This window comes from Ligilactobacillus agilis DSM 20509, assembly GCF_001436215.1.
GTDB lineage: Bacteria > Bacillota > Bacilli > Lactobacillales > Lactobacillaceae > Ligilactobacillus > Ligilactobacillus agilis.
Map to the genome: position 1 here is coordinate 59,739 of NZ_AYYP01000030.1, position 21,599 is coordinate 81,337.

The window sequence follows — 21,599 nt, forward strand, 5'->3', positions numbered from 1 at the left end:
TCAAGACCGAGTAGACTATGCAGTGGAACAAAACACGATTGCAGTGACAGATAGGGTAACAGCAACCATGCAAGAAAAATTTGCACAGCAGTTAATCAAAAAAGCCATATCTACTGAGCAAGACTATGACTCATTAAGAGCAGATTTAATTGACTTCTTTGACGCAGACTTTGCTGATAAGATGTTAACCAAATACTACAAGTAAAGTTACCAGCGTGACTAAATTTTAGTCACACCTTTTTATTCCTTTGTAAAAAATACTATTATTCCAAAACAAGAATAAAAACCACAAATCATTCTAATTATTATTTTGTAATTTTTCTAATTTAAAACAATTATACCCAGTGTTATAATAAATATGAAAGATATCAATAATCTTTAAGGGGGTTCTTACCATGAGACATTTAACCAAACTATGGACCATCCTAGGGATTGGCCTGGTCGCCTTAATCCTTCAGTATGGTTTAAATTTACAACTTTACGCCCAAATTTTAGTAACCGTCGTAGGGGCTGTTATTGCCCTCCAGATGTTTATTGAAATGATTGGCACCCTAAAATCCGGAAGCTATGGCGTGGACCTGTTGGCAATCACTGCGGTCGTTGCCACCCTAGCCGTCAGTGAATACTGGGCTGCCATGGTCATCTTAGTCATGTTAGTTGGTGGTGACTCACTTGAAGACTACGCAGCGAAAAAAGCCAACTCGGAGTTAAAGGCCCTACTTGATAACTCCCCACAAATTGCCCATAAGTTAGTAGAAGATGACGTAATAGACCTAGACGTCGACGAAGTTTTAGTTGGTGACAAACTGCTTGTTCGCCCTGGTGAATTGGTTCCTGTTGATAGCCACATCGTCAAAGGAGAAAGTTTCTTCGACGAATCCTCACTGACCGGGGAGTCCCGCCCACTTAATAAGCGGGTTGGCGATAGCTTGATGTCCGGTTCATTAAACGGGGATGCTTCGGTTACCATTCAAGTCGACAAACTAGCCATTGATAGCCAGTACCAACAATTAGTTAAATTGGTTAAGGAGGCCAAAAAAACACCGTCTAAGTTCGTGCGCCTAGCCGACCGCTACGCGGTACCTTTCACCCTGGCTGCCTACGTTATTGCCGGTATCGCCTGGTACTTATCCAAAGATCCAGTTCGTTTTGCTGAGGTGCTAGTTGTAGCTTCACCATGTCCTTTAATCTTGGCTGCTCCTGTTGCCATGGTTTCTGGTATGAGTCGCGCTTCCAGAAACGGGATTGTGGTTAAAACCGGGGACGTCCTAGAAAAGTTGGCCCGTGCTAAAACCGGCGCCTTCGATAAAACCGGAACAATCACTAGTGGTCAACTCTCCGTTGATAAGGTCGTAACCTTAGCTGGTGTTAAGGAAGAAGATTTACTTGCCATTATAGCTGGTGTTGAAACCGAGTCAAACCACATTTTAGCCCGATCCATTGTGGCCTACGCAGATGATCACGGTATTGATGGGGTTGCCACCGACAGCCTTTCCGAGGTAACCGGTAAGGGTGTTAGCGCCATGGTCGCTGGCCAAAAAGTATTGGTTGGTAAACTAAGTTTCGTGGCCCCTGACAGCAAGATTGACAAACCACAACAAACAGCCATTTACTTATCTGTTGCAGGTAAGCTTTGGGGCTACGTCCTCTTCATCGACCATATTAGGCCCGAAGCAGCTGAAACAATGACTACCCTCCAAAAGCTTGGAGTTAGTCACCTCATGATGTTAACCGGCGATCAAAAAGCAATTGCAACTAAAGTGGCTAACCAAACTGGCTTAACCGACGTTCAAGCCGACCTCCTACCGCAAGATAAAATCGCGGCCCTAAAGGCGGTCCCTCATAGCGACCACCCTGTCTTTATGGTGGGTGACGGGGTTAACGACGCCCCTTCCTTAGCCACAGCCGACGTTGGGATTGCCATGGGGGCCCATGGTTCTAGTGCCGCTAGTGAGTCAGCTGACGTTGTCATTTTAAAAGACGACCTCTCCAAGGTTGCCAAGGCTGTTATTATCTCCCAAGACACCATGCGTATTGCCCGCCAATCTGTCTTAATCGGGATTTTCATCTGCCTAGGCCTAATGTTAATCGCTTCTAGTGGACTTATTCCCGCCTTCATTGGGGCCATGTTCCAAGAAGTTGTTGACACGGTTTCAATCCTTTGGGCCCTTAAGGCACGTTACTCGCACGAACAATAAGTGGATGTTACCAAAAAGCATCACTACAAAGCCAAGTTAAGCTAGCTTAAATAACTAATAGTTTAAATAATGTTTTACTAACTTATAATTTTCTTAACTTGATTTTCACCTAAAGAAACGATATATTGTAAGAGTACCTAGTAAAACAACTTTTTCATTTACTCCCCCTATAAGTAAATGAAAAGGCAACTATTATCCCCTAGTTAATAGTTGTACCTATTCCTTTTTGCCCCGTGGTTTCCACGGGGTTTTTTGTTTATTATAAATTTCATGTTAACTTCATTATTGTTTGTCCAGCTTACTGCCCCCTTTTAAAATACTCATCTTCCACCATTTCTTTTTGCCCTTCCCACCATTGATAATGTTCTTGATACCAAGCAATTGTCTTACTCAAATTACGTTTAAAATCTGTAAATTGGGGCTTCCAACCCAATTCGGTTTGCAACTTACTACTATCAAGTGCATAACGTAAATCATGTCCCGGCCGATCCTTAACCTGCTCAAAACTATCTAACGGCTGGTCTAATAACTTTAAAATCATTTTCAAGACAGTTAAGTTGCTTAACTCACAATTAGCACTAATTAGGTAAGTTTCCCCTATCCTGCCAGCCGTTAAAATTTTCCACACCGCCCGTGAATGATCCTCAACGTAAAGCCAATCGCGAATATTAGCCCCATCACCATACAATTTAGGGGTCCGGCCACATAGTATATTAGTTATCTGGCGGGGAATAAACTTCTCAATATGCTGATATGGTCCGTAATTATTAGAGCAATTTGAAATAGTCGCTTGCAGTCCAAAAGAGCGGACCCACGCCCTAACTAACATATCCGCACTAGCTTTTGAGGCAGAGTATGGACTACTAGGGTTATAAGGACTATTCAAAGTAAAGCGCTCGCTTGTGACTAGCGGTAAATCACCGTAAACCTCATCGGTCGAAATCTGGTGAAACCTCACCTTAAATTTCGCACAGGCCGCTATCAAATTAAAAGTTCCTACAATATTGGTCTGAATAAAAGGTTCCGGGTCAGCTAAAGAATTGTCGTTGTGACTTTCAGCAGCGTAGTGGACAACGGCCTCAGCATTAGCAACCAATCTGTCAACCAAATCTTTATCGCAAATATCACCGACCACTAACTTGACCCGTTCCCCCAATAAGTCGGCTATGTTTTCCTTGTTACCCGCATAGGTCAGCTTATCTAAAACCGTCACTCGTACTCCTGGATGATTATTAACCACATACCGAACAAAGTTTGACCCAATAAAACCCGCACCCCCGGTTACTAGTAACTCGCGCATTATAATCAGTCCTTTCTATATAATTAATGAGGCTACATGCAATTAGATGTAACCTCATTATAAATCTTATTTACTAAAATCCTTATTCTTCAACAAATATTGTTTCCCGGCAGTCATATCATACTGTACTAACTGGTAGTCATGGTACAGCTCCTGTTGCTGTTTAGTTAACTGCTCAGGTTTTAAAATCTTTCCCTGCTTAGTCACAAAACTAACCATCGTATTATAGTTGTTAGTTGCATTCATCTTGGGATTGGTCGACATGGCTGGTAACTCATCTTTAACCTTGGTTAACAGTGCTAAGTAACCGTTAACTTTCGAGTTGGTTTGTTCAGCCACCATCGCTGGAAAATCATTTGGAGCCACTAACCCGGTAGCCTTAACTAACTTAGTCTTAGCTCCTTGTTTTCTAGCATACTTATTCGAGTAAATGAAGTAGTCAGTTTCGTGCAAGACCACCCCATCTTTTTTCATGTTGTTCCCACTATAAATTCCTGGCAGGTGATCACCATAGAAAACAATCGTTACCGGTCGGTTTAACTTATCGATTTGCTTAATAAAATTAGCCACTGCTTTATCTGTATAACTCAAGCCGGTTGCAAAATCCGCAATCATGTCGGCCGTAGTCTCATCTGTGACCGCTGAACCAGTAGCACGATATTTCTTGGTCCCATCATAATATCCCTTATCATACGGAAAATGATTTTGCATCGAAACTAGGTTGATAAACTGGCCGTTACCCCGCTCCTTTAGGACCCGCAAGGTGTTAGCAAAAGCCGTCTTATCGTCTAAGTAGGGACTGCGATCAATCGTTTCTTGGTCCGTAATCTTATACTTGCTGCCAAGGTGATAGAAGCGTTCAAAACCAAACTTCTTATAGGTCGTTGGTCGACTATAAAAGACCCCCTCATAGGGATGAATCGCAGCTGACTTGGCAAAGAGCTGGTTAAAACTCCAAGCCTGCTTTTGAAAAGGTACCAGCTGGGTATACGGGGTCGGTAAGGTCGCCGAAAAGTTAGCCACCGTTAGTCCAGTCAAACTCATATACTCAATATTGGCGGTCCCCCCACCGTAACCAGAACTAAGCATCAACCCCGAGGTATTCTTAGCCATTATGCCTTGAATTTGCTTAATCGGATTATGGGCTAAACTTACTCCCGGAACGCGGTTAGGGTCAGCAAAGCTTTCACTTAGGCTAAAGATAATGCTTTGGTCTTGCCAATTATTCGTCCTAGTCTGGTTAAGCTTTTGCGCTAAAGCGTTATACTTATTAGCAAGCTCTGCCATCTTAGCTTGAGAATAATCCGCCGGCTTTTCCATCACCTGAGTGTCAACATTATCTAGGAACTGCAGAAGCGGTCCATTCTGTTGGGCACCTAAAAGCTGGTTATAAAAAGTTGGGTCGTTACCCAAGGCTAGGGAAACGATATGCATCTTTCCCTTACTATGGTTTAAGAAGAGGCTGGAACTAAAGAAGAGACAAGAAACAGCCACTAAAATTAACCGCGTCATCCATTTAATTATCGGTTGAGGGTACTTGCGCTCCATATAAACAATTAAGCTAATTCCCAAACCTAACCCAACGGCGCCTCCAACCAATACCGGGGTCGTTGCCATATGCAAAAGTTCATTAATTGCCTTAAGCATCACAATTTCAGACGGTAAGATTGGTTCATTCCTAATTCCCACCTTAATATTTTCCGTCACAAAGAGCACCAGCATACTAATCGCTACTCCCAATGTCGATACCCAGTAGCGATTAGTCAAGCCAAAAATGATACCCCACAAGGCAATGATGATTAAGACGTTGAGCCAAATCATCATTGGACGAGCAAATAAAATATACTCCCCTATATCATGAGTCGTTTTTCCAATCGTTAACTCTAAATTAGGGGTTACAAAAAAGAAGGACGAATAAGAAAGTACAACGGCCCCTAAAATCCCTAATAGATAACGTTTATTTTCTAAAACCTTGCTTTTCAGTGAGTCTAAAACGTCTATCAAGTCATAGCCTAACCATTGTTCCTCAAGACGCTTATTAACCGCTGTCCGCGCTAAAACTGCTAGCATTAAAGTTCCTAATGCTAAGCCACCTAATTCAGCAATAATTAACAACATTACTTGAGGAGCTGTACTATTTTTTTCAAAATGACGCTTTAGTATAGGTAAGAGACTACTGCTATTGGTAGCACATATTAAACCTAAATAGGCAAAATCTGCTAACCTTAACTTCCAAGTCCTTGCTAAACTGCCTAAAAATGGTAAGATGCCCATCCCCATAAAAACGGCAAATAATACTGCTGGTAAGGCCCCACTATTTAGAAACCGCCCTGCCGTAGAATAATTACCGTGTACATCATATGAAATATATGGCATCCAGTAATTTATGAGTAAATAGCTAGCACCCATTATGGTTGCCAAAATTAAGCACCGCTTCGTTTGTAGCCATACTTTCTTCCTGGCCACTATTGCGCCAAATAAAAACATTACTAACCCAAAGGTCAATCCATTACCATCATTCATCGCGAATGGGTCTTGTCCAAAAATTGATGGCAATCCGGTTGCAACTATAAGCACTATGATTAGCTGCCGCCAACTTAATTTTAACAAATACTCGTCGACTTTCTTAAGACAACAAAGTCCGACCACCACTCCCGATGCCAAAGGATAGGTATTTCTTAAGAGGGGTAAAAGTGAGTTGTACAGTTCACTGATACTAAAATCATTATTGAGGTATAACGCCACCACTTGCAAAACGGCACTCGTAATAATTGTTAGCCCCCATAATTTAACAGCCTTTGCATAGCGTAACTTTGACTCATTTCCCAGTAAGAATCCCAAAACTACCAAAAAGAGGGTTTTCCCTAAGAGGGTCACCCCTTTAAATAGTGCTAGTTGCTTGTATTCAGTTGTTACATGTTTTGTTAAATTCAAATCTGCCAAATCTAACTGCCAGTATTGCTGACTAAACAGAAGTAATCCTGTTAACAAGACTACTACTCCAGTTAATAAGGCTAACTTTATTTTTTGTGACATTACAACTCCTAATGTTTCTTAAAAAATGGGTATTGCCTATTTAAGTAAAAAGATTTAACTACTGGTATTTTAGGAATAACTACTACTGCTAAAATAGTTATTAAAAGTCGATAAAGTACAACTGCATACGTTACGGCTAAATCACTATTAGTAGCAGTAAAAACATGTTGAGCTATGAAACTATTCACTTTTAATGAATTCATTTCCACTAAGTGAATCGATAAAACTATCAATGACAGCTTTCCATAATAATCAATATATTTAGTAGTGATACTCTCTGTAATAACTTTAGCGACAACCATCATAAAATAACTACCACCGATACCGCCCAGTACTGCCAGTAATCTATTATCAGCAAACGCTGTATTTAGGTAGAAGAAACCACTTTGTGCCGAAATCATCCACAAAACTAGTCCTATACTTGCTAATGATAAGTTAGTTTTTTCAACTAAATCATACTTTCTAAACATGTAACCGGCATAATAAAAACTTTGACTAACCAGAGCGGCGTTTAAAGACCATGGTAGTTGGACATACTTACTCGTCCAAAAGCCCGCAATCACCATTATTATTACCAAAAATTCTAAAGTACCCTGTTTATTCATTCTGTTGGATAACTTAAATGCCAAAGTAAATAAAATATTTCCACAAAACATCGCTAGCAAGAACCAAATTGCACCAATCGCTGGAATTGCTAATTTATTCGGTAATACTGTAGAAGTACCTATACCGTAAAATGCTCCTTTAACAAAATCTTTAGATGAAAATTCATTAACCCAGCTAGGAAATATGCTATAAGCTTGCTCTATTAGCGCAATCAGTATTGCCGAAAATACATATGGCAAGATTAAGTTAAAGAATCCGCCCTTTATTACTTGTGACAGCTTCTTTTCCTTAAATAAATACCCAGACAGAACAAAAAAGACTGGTACATTAACAGCAAATAACACTTTGCCTAAAAAACTTGGTCCATATACTCCAGCCAGTGAGTGGACCATTATTATCATTACCATTCCACTAGCTCGGACAAAATCAATCCATGCTATTCTCTTCATTTTTAAAAAGTCCTCCTTAAAACTTATCAGAATAAATATCTTCTTCAATAGTAAAACGAGGCCGTTGCTTAACTTCTGTAAAAATTTTACCTATATATTCACCAATCACACTCAAACAGACTAACTGAATTCCGCCGATTAACCACATTGAAGCCATTAACGATGTCCATCCTGCTTCCACTTGGCCTTCTACCTTGCGGATGATTGCATAGATAAATAAACAGATTCCTACAAAAACAATCAGCAACCCTAAATTCGTAATCAGCTTAATTGGAACCGTTGAGAATGACGTTATCCCATCCAAGGCAAACTTTATCATCTTTTTCAGAGGATACTTCGATTCACCTGCAAATCTTTCTTTCCTTGCATAGTAAACCTTAACCGATGGATACCCAACTAATGGGACCATTCCCCTTAAGAAAAGATTTCTTTCTTTAAAAGAAAGTAAACTTTCCACAGCTCTTTTACTCATTAAGCGATAATCCACAGAATTAGGCACCATATCTACCCCGAGCTTAGACATTAATCCATAAAAGGCTAATGCTGTTTGTCTCTTAAACGCTGTATCCGTCTCACGACTATTTCTCACACCATACACTACGTCAATACCCTCATGATATTTAGAAACCATTTCATAAATTGCGTTAACATCATCCTGTAAGTCAGCATCAATGGTTATAATCATATCTGAATGTTGAACTGCCGTAGTCATCCCTGCTAGTAATGCATTTTGATGACCATAGTTTCTACTAAACTTAATTCCAGCTACTAACTTATTATCTTTACTATAATGTTGAATTAAATTCCAGGTTTTGTCCTTGCTACCATCATCAACAAATAGCATTTTACTCTGAAAATCAATCTGATTATCGTTAATTAATTTCGTTATAATTTGACTGAGCTCTTTAACTGTTTCAGGTAAAACTTCTTCTTCGTTATAACAAGGTACTACTATGGTTAATAACTCTTTTTTACCCATAAAAACTATTCCCTTCACTTTTTATTTCATGACTCCAACCTACATAAAATTATATTTACTTTTTCTATTATCAAACATAAATATATAGCCACTAGTCAATATGATTGCCATTAACGATAAACAGAAGGTTATCTTTTGAATTGTTGTTGGCTTAGAGGTTATTGAAATAGTATTAGTTCCCTTTTTTAAGGTTGCTACAAGCATCTTGCCTTGCTTCACTTTATTAACTTTTCCGTTTATCTTTATTGTATAATCTATTCCATTGTACACAGGAATTCTAAATCTGACCTTTTCCGTCTTCTGAGAGTCACACTTTATGACTATATTATTATATGTCTGTTTAGTCTTATTGACACTGTATTCTTTTAAAGGTAAGTTGGTGTGCTTATTAGCATCCTTTAATTGATAATCAAATGTCGAAAACTTATCATACGCTACTTCATCAAAATCCTGACTTGTATGCGGATAAAAGCGAATTGGGTCATCATTTCTAGATACATGATAATTGTATGTTGCACTCATCCCCAAGACTAACAGCGGAACTGTCAACAATAATAAATTATGTAAGTCAAAATTATACTGTTTATTTTCCTCCAAGAAAAGAATTACAGAAATTGCTAAAAATAAGACAACATATGTTAGTAATCTTCCTAGAAATTGAATTGAACCTAACGGAGAATCAACTAAGAATTGTTTGTCCCACGGGAACCAATTCAGTGTTAAGATACCAATTCCCATTGCTCCTATCCACCATAATTTCCAGTTAGCATACTTAGATAATAATGCTGGGACTGTTAATCCTATTAATATCAATGTTTCAATCAAACCAATGTTGAAAATAGTTCCTGTATCCTTAATACTATTGTTCAACATTGTATTCCATACATCTGTTGCAATTATTGCCTGTAATAAACGAAAAGGTGCATCTATTTCATTAGTAAAGTATACTTTTATAAAACTTATCAAAGTGTAGCCAGATACAACAGCTGCAAGTCCTGCAGAATATATGTAACAACGTAGTTCAGCCATTGAAACTTTTCTTAAAAGCAACCTTGCACCAATTATTACTACTAAAATTAGTCCAGTTATCAATGTTGAAAGAATATGAGAATTAAAGATTAATCCTCCGCCTAAGCCTAAAAATAGAATTCCGTTTTTTTGACCATTCCATATCCGTAAAAGACCAGTGAATACTAATGGTAAGAAAGCGTATGCCAAAGCTTCACCCAGTGCCATTCTTGAATACATCAATGTAAAGTGATAAGCACTCAATTGATATATCATTACTCCCAATATCCTTAAATAAAATTTATCAGTTAACTCCCTTGTAAGGATATACATATTGGCCATAGTTATAAAATTTAGAAAGAAGAACCCTATTGCCCATGCTAAAAGCCGACTGCTTACTAAAAATCTAGGAACTACAAAAAGTAAACCTGACACCCAGGGATAAAGGCTATTGTAAACTGCGACTAATCCATTAAATCCTATAAAATTAACACTTGAAGGTACCTTACCAGCTCTCAACGCTCTATAAATACTTTCGAATCTAGACAAATGCACATTACCATCATATGTAACCTTCAGGTACCCACCATAAAAAGCAGGTATCACAGATAAAGCTGCTACAATGCTAAATAGTATCACTAACAGTAGTAATTTCCTCGTATCATACTTTTTCATTTTCAGTTTCATATCCGCTCTCCCTTATCTTTAGATATCATCCCAGTATCATACAATACGTAATTAGGTTATTTATCTATAACTACAAAAAAATTCTAAGATAGTATCAATCTTAGAATTCCTTGCTAATAAGCATCATTAGGTTTAAACACTACCTTTACAGTTTTTAACAAAATTATAAAATCAAACCATAAACTTGCCCTTTGAATATACTCTAAATCAAGTTCCACCATTTCATGAAAACCTACTGAGTTTCTAACTGTTGCTTGCCATAAGCCTGTAATACCAGGAATAACCCACAATCGTTGCTTATCATATTCTGTATATTCAAGGACTTCACTAGGTAGCGGTGGCCGTGGACCCACTAGACTCATATTACCAAGTAGCACGTTAAATAATTGTGGTAGTTCATCTAGACTAGTTTTTCGTAAGAAATGTCCCACTCTTGTTACCCTTGGATCATTTTTCATTTTAAACATGGGACCATCAACTTCATTTTGAGCCTTTAACTCTGCTAATTTCTTATCGGCATCAACATGCATTGATCTGAATTTGAAAATTTTAAAACTTTTCCCATTAAGTCCAACCCGTTCTTGCCTGTAAAAGACTGGACCCCCATCGTTTAGCTTAATTACGACAGCAATAACTAGAAAAAAAGGGCTTAAAAGAATAATACCAATTAAACTTAACAGCAAATCACATATCCATTTAAAAAAGTGATATGTATGCCTTTTAGCAATTTCTTCCCGATTTAAAACAAACCGTTGCTTGGTATCCACTTCTCATAACCTCCATTAAAAGCTACCCTTATAGCGTTTATGTAAAAATTTAGCTGCCAAAAATGCCTGGCCTTTTTTAAACCAGTTTACTGGTTCAACATAAACAATTGGTACCTCTTGGATTCTACCTTTAGATATATTTCCCTGTTTTATCTGATATTGTAACCAAACATTGAATATAATCTCGCTGACCCGTCCATAAAAACGACCTTGAAACTTAGATAAGTTCTGCTTTCCCATGCGCTTTTCTAGTTCAAATAGAATACTAAATAGCCAAGAACAATATTTGTCTAATAAATCCCGACGCATGATTACCATATTAAACATATAACCTGATCTTTGATTTAAAACCACATCATACATTTCTAAGTAATCAGGGTATAAATCCGCAATAACTTCCCTAGTCTCATCTAATTGATTAGCGTAGTGAGTATGCTCATAGTGAGAATATAGTGTCTCAATATAATAGTGTCGTTTTCTAGGTAGAATAATATCATTATTTTCAATTAATTTATCTAATTCAGTACCAGTAATGGCCCACTTTACCCTATCTTTGCCAACCCGCTTACTTCCACCAAATAAACGCCGGTAATGTGCTAGTCCAATGTAATCAGTATCTAGATTCTTCCAGGCCCAATATAAGCCTGTTAATTCACTGTAACTATCATTCTTTGTTGAAATATTATCCCCTGTATTATCTTTAGTATATCCTAAAGATAGTGGCTTACCTTGTGAATCTACCTTTCCTTCTGCACCCACATGTACCGGCATATAGATATCATCTTCCGGCATTTCATACTTTTTATGGGTTGCTATTACTATTTTCACGGTTTTTTTCACGAAACTTCTCCTCTGTAAACATCCTAAAGATTATCTATAGCGGATGCTACTGCACTTAATTAAAGTGTCTATCTTCTTCTACGAAAGAAGATAGTTGTAAAATACACAACCATTTCATAGTCTAACATTATTTTACCTTGAAAACAATTGCGCCTATATATAAAACAGTTAAAATATCCTAAATTATCTTTAAACTATTATCTTTTTCTTCGCTTAGCTATTATTTCTTTAGCACTAGCTAAGACTGGTGGTTTTAAGATAAATATCATCAGTACATAAATCAAAATTCCACTTATTACTTCTAAAATTAACCTTGGCCAAGTTGTAGTAACAGTTATATTTACCCAGTATATGGGTACGAATATCACAATCCCTGCAATTAAATACTTGATTGTCCCTTTAAATAACTCTTTAAAGTCCAATAACTTCCTAACTACCCAGAGTTGATAGGTAGTTACGGCAACCTCTGAAATTACAGTTGACCACATCGCCCCATTTAAACCTCCAAAATAGATTAAGGGGATGTTCATAATAATGTTCACAACCGCACCAATTGTAACTGAAATGGTAAATTCTTTAACTTTATTTATTGGTAATAAATATTGTGTCCCGATTACGTTACTCCACCCTATCATTAGGATTACTATCGATTCAATCATCATAGCGGGTCCAACCGGTCCATACCCCGGGCCAAAATAGTATGGACCTAAAGTTGTCGCCACCGCTGCTAACCCAAATGTCATTGGAAAGGCCAAAGCCGATACAAAGTCAAACGACTTATAAAGCATACTGTTTACTTTGTCCATATCCCCTTTAGAAAATGCGTTAGACACATGGGGTAACATTACCGTTCCAGTCGCTGTCACAAACGCTAATACCAACTTCACTAAACTATCAGAGTATTGATAGAAACCTGCCGCTGTTTCAGAAATCATAATCCCTAGCATGGTTCTATTAAGTTGCACATATAGCTGAGTTGCTATTTGGGGTACAAACATTGCAATTGTTGGCTTAAAATGACGCCAAGGGTTTAGTTCACTTACTTTTACCCTCTCTAAAATAAAGCGAATATGAGGCCATAAAGTCAAATTACCTATGAAAGTTGAAACGGCAAGTAAAGAAATATAAAGGGTTACGTCCCCAGCATCCCTGATAAATACAAAGATTGCAATTGTCGATATTATCTTCACTAAAGTATTTCTAATAACTGTTCGTTTAAAATCTTCTATCCCCTGATATAGCCAAGAGATATCAAAAGCCGTTGCCACTAAATTGATAGACTGAGCCCACATATAAATAGGATTACCAGTGTAAAAATACATAAATATCAAAAAGGCAATGTAGGCAACAATTGTCATTACCGTTTTAACAACTTGTATTTCCCAAAAAGTTTGGGACATTTTCTTTAGGTTATCACGAACATAGGCAATCTCTCTGTTCCCATAATAACCAATTCCTATACTAGCTAGCAGTATAAAATACTGGATAATTGAGTTAGTGTATGCGTTGGCACCTGATCCTTCTGGTCGCAGTACCCTACTTACGTATGCCGATGTAATCAGCGGAACTATTACTGCTAAAATTTGGTAACCAGCATTATACAAATAATTACGTATAACTTTCATATTTTCACCTTATAAACACTAATTAGTTTCTTTTCTACTATTTTGCCAAACTCGGACATTAAATAATATTGGTGCTAAGAAACTTAATTTTAACTTAATTAATAGCGCAGGCAATAACCTTGGACTAGCTAACTCTCCGATAGTACTATTAGCAAGCGCATCTTTGATAACTTTCTCTTTTAGGACTTTTTTAAAAGTTATCCTCCGTTCACGATTAGTCTGGTTATTAGCGTTACTATAGACTTCCCTGACCATCATAATATTCAAATGAATCAGTATATATAGGTTATATGCCCTATTAAGCTCGCTCATCTCGTTATCTACAAACTTCTTTCCGCTTTCTAAGGCAGTAAGATATCCTCTGACCTTGGTTCCATCATAAGTTCTCATCGTAGAAGTCGTATTTAAACTGTAAATATAGGATGTATTGGGAAATACCGTCACTGAATTACAATATTTGAGGTATCTCAGCATAAAATCGCCATCTTCGGCAACATATAAGTCAGTTGCAAATCTCAACTTATTCTTCATAATGAGCTCCCTCTTAAAAAGCTTAGACCATACCGTCATCCACCTAGTCGGGTTAGCTAACATCTCTTTTTTCAGCTCTAGCACAGTCTCCTCGGTATAGCGGACTTTCTCCTTAGTTAATGAAATTTGATTAATTCCAACTATATAGCTGAATATATACAAATCGTTACTACTATCTTTTGTTACTTCCACCAAACTACCTAAGGCGCCCATGGCCAACTTATCATCTGCATCCAAGAAAAAGTAAAATTCCCCCTCTGCAATTTCCATACCAAGGTTACGTGAATTTGAAACACCTGGTGCAGATTGAGCTGTCTTTATAACGTTAGGATACTTTGCCTGTAATGTTTGCGCAACTTCAAAAGTATTATCCTGCGATGAATTTTCTACAATGACAACTTCAACATCAGCTTGATTTTTCATTTGTGAAACAACACTATCTACCGCTGCCTCTAACGTTTTAGCAGAGTTATGCGCTGGTATAATAATTGATATCATAAAAACAATCCTTTATTTATAGTAGCTATCTAATTCCTCAATTAACTTCATTGAGAACTCTTGCGTGAACTTTCTTGCAAAATGTGTATGTGATTTAACAACTACATCAAAATCTCTTTCATCTAACACAGCTGGCCAACTATTATTTTGCTGCTCCCACTTAACAAAGCGTTTATTATCAGCGACAATTCTAGCTTTATACGTATCATTGTTACACAGAATTGTTTGTAGCCAAAATTCGTCGGAAAAACAACCCGTTTCAAGCATTTTCCTAAACTTGGGATGGCTATCAAAATACTCGATACTGTATTCTAATGCATCACGTGGGATATCTACCCAGTTAGCTCCATGGTAGATTTCTAGCTCAATCCCCAATTTTTTTAGTTTATTTACCCTCAAAAGTAATTGTAAAGCTAAAATTACCCGGTGGTAAAGCTTACCAAATTTGGTGCGTCGCTTAATTTTATCGTAGTTATAATACAGTTGCTGCCACCAAACTATCTTCTCACCCGCAATTTTAACATCTTTAGCCAACTCATAAGTCATATAAATTTTATCGGTTTGTTCATAGAAATTATAGATATCCTGGACATTAGCACTTGGCCAGTCTTGTCCAGAGATTAGGTGAAAATAAGTATTATCCTCATTTAATAACGCTAACTTAAATAACCTTACTGCAACTTCACCGATACTCCAGCTACCCCAATTAACATCAACTTCAGATATCCACTCTATCTTGCTTGCAACCAATGATTTTGCTTGCTCATTCGTAAGCGGCATTTTTTTATCAAAGTGAATATATACGTTGAAGGTAGGTAATAACTTTTTAGCTAACCTATACACTTGCTCAAAGTCACGATGAGCAATTATTAATACAGCTTGCAAACTAGTCCTCCTGTTCTTTAAACGAATTCATATCCGCTAGTAATGCTAGCAAGAATATATTATATGAAATTTCTAAGATATGCTGATCAATTACCGAACTTAATAGCACTAAGATAAAGCATGCCAGTAAGCCATAGTGCTTTTCAGCTATGAACTTCTTTTCGACTAATAATAAGATTGTCATGAATGCTATAAATGCCACTAGTCCATACATTAAAAGTACCCTAACATACGAAGAATCTATGAAGAAGTAATTATTTATCTTAAAACCGCCGCCAAAGCCATTTTGATAAATATACTGACCTAAGAATTCAACGTTATAGTCCTTGAACGCAATGTGCTCATAAAATAACCGCCCAGACAAAAGGCTGTTAATCTTATCCAGGATGGCATTTCCTGGTCGATAAATATAACCTAAAAGAAGGGTAACAAATACTAACCCACCAGTTAATAAGTAAATGTAGCGCGGTTTTATTTTCTCTAAGGCACTCATAACTTGCTTATTAAATACTATCATTATAAATGCTAATAACATCAACAAGAAATCCAAGCGGGTATTTGTTATTAAGTAAGTTAAAATGATTAAAGCTAAGATACTAATATATTCTGGTAGTTTAAATCTATAATTTTTCAACCCAAAATAAGCTAGCATCATGAAGAAGATACGGGCAGCTAAGTCGGTAGGATAAACTGCACCTAATGAGTATCTAACAGCTGGACTATCCACCCGTGTAATTATCACATTTTTAATTAAATCTAACCCAGTTAAGCAACCAGTTATTAAGATTCCTGCAAAATTAACAATTAAAAATGTTTTCAAAATGTGCTTAAAGTCAATTCCCTTAGCACTTACAATGAAAATGAAGTAGTAGAATAAGTCAAAGTCCTTAGCTTGTTTACCAATTGAGTAAAACAGTATTATTAATACTAAGTAAGCTAGATACTTCCACTCCAAAAAATCATCATACAGTATTACCTTTAATAAAACAAAGAAGGTTCCTAGGTAAATTGCGTATGTCATCGTGACAATATTTATGCCAAAATTATTTACAATCATTGTGCCCCGTAAATAATTAGCTATTAGATAAATCACTAATCCCATTGTATATAAATACTTAGCTAGTTTCTCAGGCGTACTAATTTTTATATTGGTGAGAACCTCATCTCTTTTGTTAATCACTTGTTTCACATTCATTACGATATTCCTCTTCAAAACTTTTTCTTATAAATTAAAGGACACTACTAGTGCCCTTTAATTATTAATATTATCCCTCAAATTCCTTTTCCACAGTCACTAAGGCTGCCATGATTACTTGGTCCATGTTGTAGTAACGGTATTGACCTAAGCGCCCACCGAAAATTACGTTCTTAGCTTCCCTATCAGCTAATTCCTTGTAACTAGTATAAAGGGTATTGTTTTCCTTATTGTTAACTGGATAGTATGGTTCATCGCCTCGTTGCCAGTTAGCTGGGTATTCCCGGGTAATAACCGTCTTGCCCTTTTCGCCCTTACCAAATTCAAAGTGCTTGTGTTCAATAATTCGGGTAAATGGTGTTTCTGCATCCGTATAGTTAACCACCGCGTTACCTTGGTAGTTATCTTCATCTAAAACTTCCGTTTCAAAGCGGAGGCTCCGATATTCCAGTTCACCTAACTTGTAATCGAAGAATTGATCAATCATCCCCGTGAAGACCACTTTATCATAATCATTCAAGTACGCTTCTTTATTAGCGAAGAAATCAGTATTTAACTCTACCGAAATATTCTCATGGGCTAACATTTTTTCTACAATTTGGGTATAACCACCAACAGGAATTCCTTGGAAGTCATCATTGAAGTAGTTGTTGTCGTAAGTGAACCGCACTGGTAAGCGCCGAATGATAAAGGCTGGTAAATCAGTTGCTTTGTGTCCCCATTGCTTTTCGGTATAACCCTTGATTAACTTTTCATAAATATCCGTTCCAATCAAGGAAATCGCTTGTTCTTCTAAGTTTTCTGGGCGCTTGTCGCCTAGGATTGAGCGTTGTTCTTCAATCTTAGCTTGGGCTTCAGCTGGTGTTACCACACCCCAAAGCTTATTGAAGGTATTCATGTTAAATGGTAGATTGTAGATTTCACCATTGTAGTTAGCTACGGGTGAGTTAGTGTAGCGGTTGAAATCTGCAAATTGGTTCACATAATCCCAAATTTTCTTGTTAGAAGTGTGGAAGATGTGGGCACCATATTGATGAACTTGAATCCCATTAACTTCCTTCGTATAGATATTACCTGCGATGTGATTACGTTTTTCAATCACCTTAACTTCATGGCCACGTTTAGCCGCTTCATATGCAAAGGTCGCACCAAAGAGACCTGCACCTACTACTAAATATTTAGTCATTTATTTTTAATCCTCCAAAATTCCATATACTAATAAATTCCATATACTAATGAACGTAAGTATTATACCATACACAGATTAACTATTTTTAAACGCTCCGAAGCTATTCTTAGTTAATAACCTTGCTAACTGCCTTCTTAATATAGAACCCACTCCGCAGTTTTGCTGCCATTTTCATAACATTTTCTTTTTTCTGTCTATATTCTTCCAAACTTAATTTATTCAAAATTTCATCCACATCATTCAAAGAATCTATGGCTATTCCCAAATTGTTGCTTTCTATAAATTCAGCTAATGCCGCTTTTTTCCAAATAATAACCGGCAATCCAGAACTAAGATAAAGCGAAACTTTATGGGGGTTGTTATATTTCATGTACTCACCAAAAACACCTGTACAGGAAGTAGTAGTATCACCATCCCAAACTAAACCAAAATTTTGCTTTAATTCTCTAGGTAACTGTTCTGGAGTATATTGACCACCATATTCAATATTTTTAGGATAAACATTCTTATTGTTAGGGCCAAATACCTTTAAGAGGTGATTGATTTGCAATTTATCCAAAAATTCTGCCTTAGCTAAGTTTCCAGCAAAACAAACGCTGCCTTCATATCCACTGTTATTTACCAATGGTTCTGGGTTATCATAATCAAAAATCTCTAAAGATTCCATTGGCACCTTAACGCCTTGATTCAATAACCAAGTCTTCATCTTATCATTATGCACAACTAGACCGTCAGTTTTATTAAACATCTCTATTTCGGATTTTTTATAGCTATCATCGTTAACAAAGAGACGTAAACTCTCAATGTCATGAATTATAAAGTACAACTTAGCATTGGTTTTATTACGAATTTGCTCAATTAAACTTTCAGTTAAATAAGTCGAGTATAGGGGATATTGTATAAAAAAGGCATCAACATCTTTGTTTTTTCGCAAATACCTTGGAATTACACTAAATTTTACAAACAGCTTTTGAAACCTTGAAATCATCCCTGTTTCCAACTTAAAGTTAAGCTTCCACAATTTAAAACCATCTTCTAGCAAAAATTTTTCTATATCCCTTTTAGCTTTAGGACCTGCATCATTAGACTTCTTATCGCTTAATGATATCAAAACTTTATTCATTATCGTAAACCACCTACATCACTAATTCTTCGATTGCACTTTTTAACTTAGCATAATACCTTTCTGGATAAAATTCTTCGATACTCTCTGAAATTTTATTTTCATCTATTTCAGTTAATAACTTTACCTTTTCGGCTAACTCATCAATGTTTCCCGGTTCGTAACTAAAACCATTTATCCCTTCCTTGACAACATCAGAATAACCGTCAAATCTACTTGTAATTACTGGAATGCCTCTTGAAATGGCCTCTAACATTATCATCGGTAACCCTTCATACTTAGAAGTCATTATCAAAGCCTTAGGTCTCTTAGTAATTTCATTCCAAAGATTGCTTGTCCATCCATGGAATGCCACTTGGTGAGCAATATTCTTTTGAGAAACATATTTCTTAAACCCATCCTCATCACCAGCACCATAAAAATCCACTTTCTCATCAGGATTATCAGCAAGATAGTCCAACAATTCATGTAGATTTTTCTGACCTTCTAACATGATTCTACCAGCATATAATAAATTATTACTTTGAGTTCTAAAAGATTCATCTTGTCTCTCGATTGGATTAAAGACTAACTTAACTTTATGACTGTCTACACCTAGTTCTTGTAGCTCATTAACTATAACAGAGCTAATGGCAAGATGTCCGTCAGCTAGAGTCACTGTTCCTCTAGGATCAAACATATCGTTTTTCAACAAAGAGAAATGTATCCAAGAGATAATTTTGTATTTCTTAAGAAATATTTTTCTTAACATCCATGCCAGTTTTACCATTTTAGGACTGGTTGAAATAATATGAGTATCTTTAGGAGTATTAATGATGTTCTTTACAGCAAATACTTTTTTATTGCTCTTCCCAACTATTCGTACCCGCACTCTTTTATCAATTTTACCTAGCCAATCTCTATTTTGGGGATTATCTACTAAAATTAATTCTAACCTATTATCTTGCTTTGCGAATTCATTGAGAACTTTTATTAACACCGTCTCTGTTCCACCTAATCCAGATAGGTTAGTGCAAATAAATTTTAAATTCATTATTTATCCTTTCATACCAACTAGTCTATGGTAATTAATTATCTCTATAAAATTCCATTTTAAATAAACACCTAGCATTATATCACAATCACTCTACTAATGATATATTCCCTACAGTCACCCTTTGATTGCGCTTTCAAAAATTAAAACTTTATGCTAACCTTATGTTAATGTCTAACATACAAAGAAGGTTAATTTTATGGATGACAAGTTAAAGAATAAGAACTTCATTCAACTATACACTGATGGTTATGGTTTACCTGCACTGTGCACGCTCCTAAAAGAAAAGTCATTAGCTTTCAATATTTTAATGTACTTTTTATATCATATGGACCTCAAGAACACAGTCACTCACCCGCTTACTCAAGAAGATATCGGCAAGATTCTCCATGTGAAAAAGCAGTCTGTCTCTGTAGCACTGAAGTACCTATGTGACTGGCACTTTATTTGGTTATTCTCCTATAGTCGAAAAACTAACTACTATGTCATCAATCCCAACCTCTTTTTTAAGTCATACATGTTTAACAAAAAATCAATCCCGGTTTTAGTTGATCAAAGCTACCTACTCTCATTAAGTCCGTATCAAATGGTTAAACCTGACAATCTGGTTAGGAACTTATACTTTGAGAAAACTAAAGAATTATTCAGTATGAATAAAATTCAGTTAGATACATACAAACACTCAAAAGATATTTACTATAAGCCTCACACCGGTAGAGCGACCTACCAAAACTCGAATTTCACACAGCTTTATAAGCAAGCTTTACCCGCATTAGTGACCCTTACTCAAGAATCATCAGTCGCTACTAAGATTTTACTTTACCTAGTAACAAAAATGGATAACTATAATTCTACTGACGTTCTGACCTTGTCCGAAATTGGTTTAGCTTGCAGTAGTAACCTTAACCAGGTTAGCACTTCCCTAAAAATTTTACTTAAACATAACTTTATTTACAGATACGCTTATTCTAGTAAACTCAATTGCTACATCGTTAATCCACAAGTTTTCTTTAAGAGCACTGCACCTACTAAAGAAAAATTACTTACCGACTACCAAGAATTTTACTCACTTCCATATGAAGCACCATCTTCTCAAGAAGACAATTTGTACCTTCAAAACAAGAAATTATTTAAGCTCAATCTACTTGATTTGCATCATCTTTAATCAATATTTTTTCTGTATTACTGAAGATATCGTTCTTAGTAATACAGTTTTTTATAATATCATTTTCTTTAATAACCAAAAAATATACCTACAGTCATAAAAATTACTAGCTATTACTAACCATTTTACCAAACCACATAAAAGCTTTTATTTACCGATATATAAACATTCTCAGGTATTAATTTCTTCTAATTTATGTTCTAAATGCTACTTCAGCTGTTTTTATAATGAAAAGTTTTATCGATAGGGTTATTGCGAAAATTAAAGCAATTAGTAAGCAGGCGTTAATTTATAGTTTAGTTAACATCACTATTGTAATATGTAGACCCTTCTCACCACAGTGGGCGGTAGTCACACTCGAGTTATTTAAAATTTTCTTCTCACTACTGAGTGTCAAAGATTAACGAGTTAGTAAAAAAACCACCATGATGGGCACTATGTCCTGTCAAGTATACAGTTTAAATATATAAAATAGACTATGCGGT

17 protein-coding genes are annotated in these 21,599 nt (G+C 36.4%); 3 read left to right on the plus strand and 14 right to left on the minus strand.

Annotation, left to right across the window (positions count from 1 at the left end; genetic code table 11):
* Positions 1 to 205: hypothetical protein (locus FC14_RS04645; RefSeq protein ID WP_202813004.1), on the plus strand; the 205-nt coding region annotated here is incomplete at its 5' end.
* Between the two features lie 190 nt (positions 206 to 395).
* Positions 396 to 2,198: a heavy metal translocating P-type ATPase gene (locus tag FC14_RS04650; RefSeq protein WP_056976675.1), complete on the plus strand. Its 1,803-nt coding sequence runs from the start codon at positions 396 to 398 to the stop codon at positions 2,196 to 2,198.
* Between the two features lie 298 nt (positions 2,199 to 2,496).
* Here the strand turns inward: FC14_RS04650 and rfbB are convergent, their stop codons facing one another.
* From rfbB to FC14_RS04720, 14 genes are all read right to left on the minus strand, one after another.
* Positions 2,497 to 3,498 carry a dTDP-glucose 4,6-dehydratase gene (gene rfbB, locus FC14_RS04655; RefSeq protein WP_056976676.1) on the minus strand — a complete coding sequence of 334 codons (1,002 nt, stop codon included), beginning with the start codon at positions 3,496 to 3,498 and terminating at the stop codon, positions 2,497 to 2,499.
* Positions 3,499 to 3,564: 66 nt separating this feature from the next.
* Positions 3,565 to 6,534, minus strand: a complete 2,970-nt coding sequence (locus FC14_RS04660; protein WP_056976677.1) for a sulfatase-like hydrolase/transferase — start codon at positions 6,532 to 6,534, stop codon at positions 3,565 to 3,567.
* 8 nt (positions 6,535 to 6,542) lie between these two features.
* Positions 6,543 to 7,589 carry an acyltransferase family protein gene (locus FC14_RS04665; RefSeq protein WP_056976678.1) on the minus strand — a complete coding sequence of 349 codons (1,047 nt, stop codon included), beginning with the start codon at positions 7,587 to 7,589 and terminating at the stop codon, positions 6,543 to 6,545.
* A 16-nt stretch (positions 7,590 to 7,605) separates the two neighbouring features.
* Positions 7,606 to 8,568 carry a glycosyltransferase family 2 protein gene (locus tag FC14_RS04670; RefSeq protein WP_056976679.1) on the minus strand — a complete coding sequence of 321 codons (963 nt, stop codon included), beginning with the start codon at positions 8,566 to 8,568 and terminating at the stop codon, positions 7,606 to 7,608.
* A 39-nt stretch (positions 8,569 to 8,607) separates the two neighbouring features.
* Positions 8,608 to 10,263 (minus strand): hypothetical protein, encoded by a 1,656-nt coding sequence (locus tag FC14_RS04675; protein ID WP_056976680.1) that lies wholly within the window; start codon positions 10,261 to 10,263, stop codon positions 8,608 to 8,610.
* 113 nt (positions 10,264 to 10,376) lie between these two features.
* Positions 10,377 to 11,030: a sugar transferase gene (locus FC14_RS04680; protein WP_056976681.1), complete on the minus strand. Its 654-nt coding sequence runs from the start codon at positions 11,028 to 11,030 to the stop codon at positions 10,377 to 10,379.
* Between the two features lie 15 nt (positions 11,031 to 11,045).
* Positions 11,046 to 11,870, minus strand: a complete 825-nt coding sequence (locus FC14_RS04685; RefSeq protein ID WP_056976682.1) for a DUF4422 domain-containing protein — start codon at positions 11,868 to 11,870, stop codon at positions 11,046 to 11,048.
* A gap of 197 nt (positions 11,871 to 12,067) precedes the next feature.
* Positions 12,068 to 13,495 (minus strand): flippase, encoded by a 1,428-nt coding sequence (locus FC14_RS04690; RefSeq protein WP_056976683.1) that lies wholly within the window; start codon positions 13,493 to 13,495, stop codon positions 12,068 to 12,070.
* A gap of 18 nt (positions 13,496 to 13,513) precedes the next feature.
* Positions 13,514 to 14,524 carry a glycosyltransferase family 2 protein gene (locus tag FC14_RS04695; protein WP_056976684.1) on the minus strand — a complete coding sequence of 337 codons (1,011 nt, stop codon included), beginning with the start codon at positions 14,522 to 14,524 and terminating at the stop codon, positions 13,514 to 13,516.
* A gap of 12 nt (positions 14,525 to 14,536) precedes the next feature.
* Positions 14,537 to 15,409: a beta-1,6-N-acetylglucosaminyltransferase gene (locus FC14_RS04700; RefSeq protein ID WP_056976685.1), complete on the minus strand. Its 873-nt coding sequence runs from the start codon at positions 15,407 to 15,409 to the stop codon at positions 14,537 to 14,539.
* A gap of 1 nt (position 15,410) precedes the next feature.
* A complete protein-coding gene (locus tag FC14_RS04705) occupies positions 15,411 to 16,604 on the minus strand; it encodes a hypothetical protein (RefSeq protein ID WP_056976686.1) in 1,194 nt (397 codons plus the stop codon).
* A gap of 70 nt (positions 16,605 to 16,674) precedes the next feature.
* A complete protein-coding gene (glf, locus tag FC14_RS04710; RefSeq protein WP_056976687.1) occupies positions 16,675 to 17,790 on the minus strand; it encodes a UDP-galactopyranose mutase in 1,116 nt (371 codons plus the stop codon).
* Between the two features lie 109 nt (positions 17,791 to 17,899).
* Positions 17,900 to 18,916 carry a sugar transferase gene (locus FC14_RS04715; RefSeq protein WP_056976688.1) on the minus strand — a complete coding sequence of 339 codons (1,017 nt, stop codon included), beginning with the start codon at positions 18,914 to 18,916 and terminating at the stop codon, positions 17,900 to 17,902.
* Between the two features lie 13 nt (positions 18,917 to 18,929).
* A complete protein-coding gene (locus FC14_RS04720; RefSeq protein WP_056976689.1) occupies positions 18,930 to 19,949 on the minus strand; it encodes a glycosyltransferase in 1,020 nt (339 codons plus the stop codon).
* A 199-nt stretch (positions 19,950 to 20,148) separates the two neighbouring features.
* On the opposite strand from FC14_RS04720, the gene FC14_RS04725 reads away from it, so the two are divergent.
* The gene (locus FC14_RS04725; RefSeq protein WP_056976690.1) at positions 20,149 to 21,114 is read left to right on the plus strand and encodes a MarR family transcriptional regulator; all 966 of its coding nucleotides are present in this window, start codon (positions 20,149 to 20,151) and stop codon (positions 21,112 to 21,114) included.
* Positions 21,115 to 21,599 lie beyond the last annotated feature (485 nt).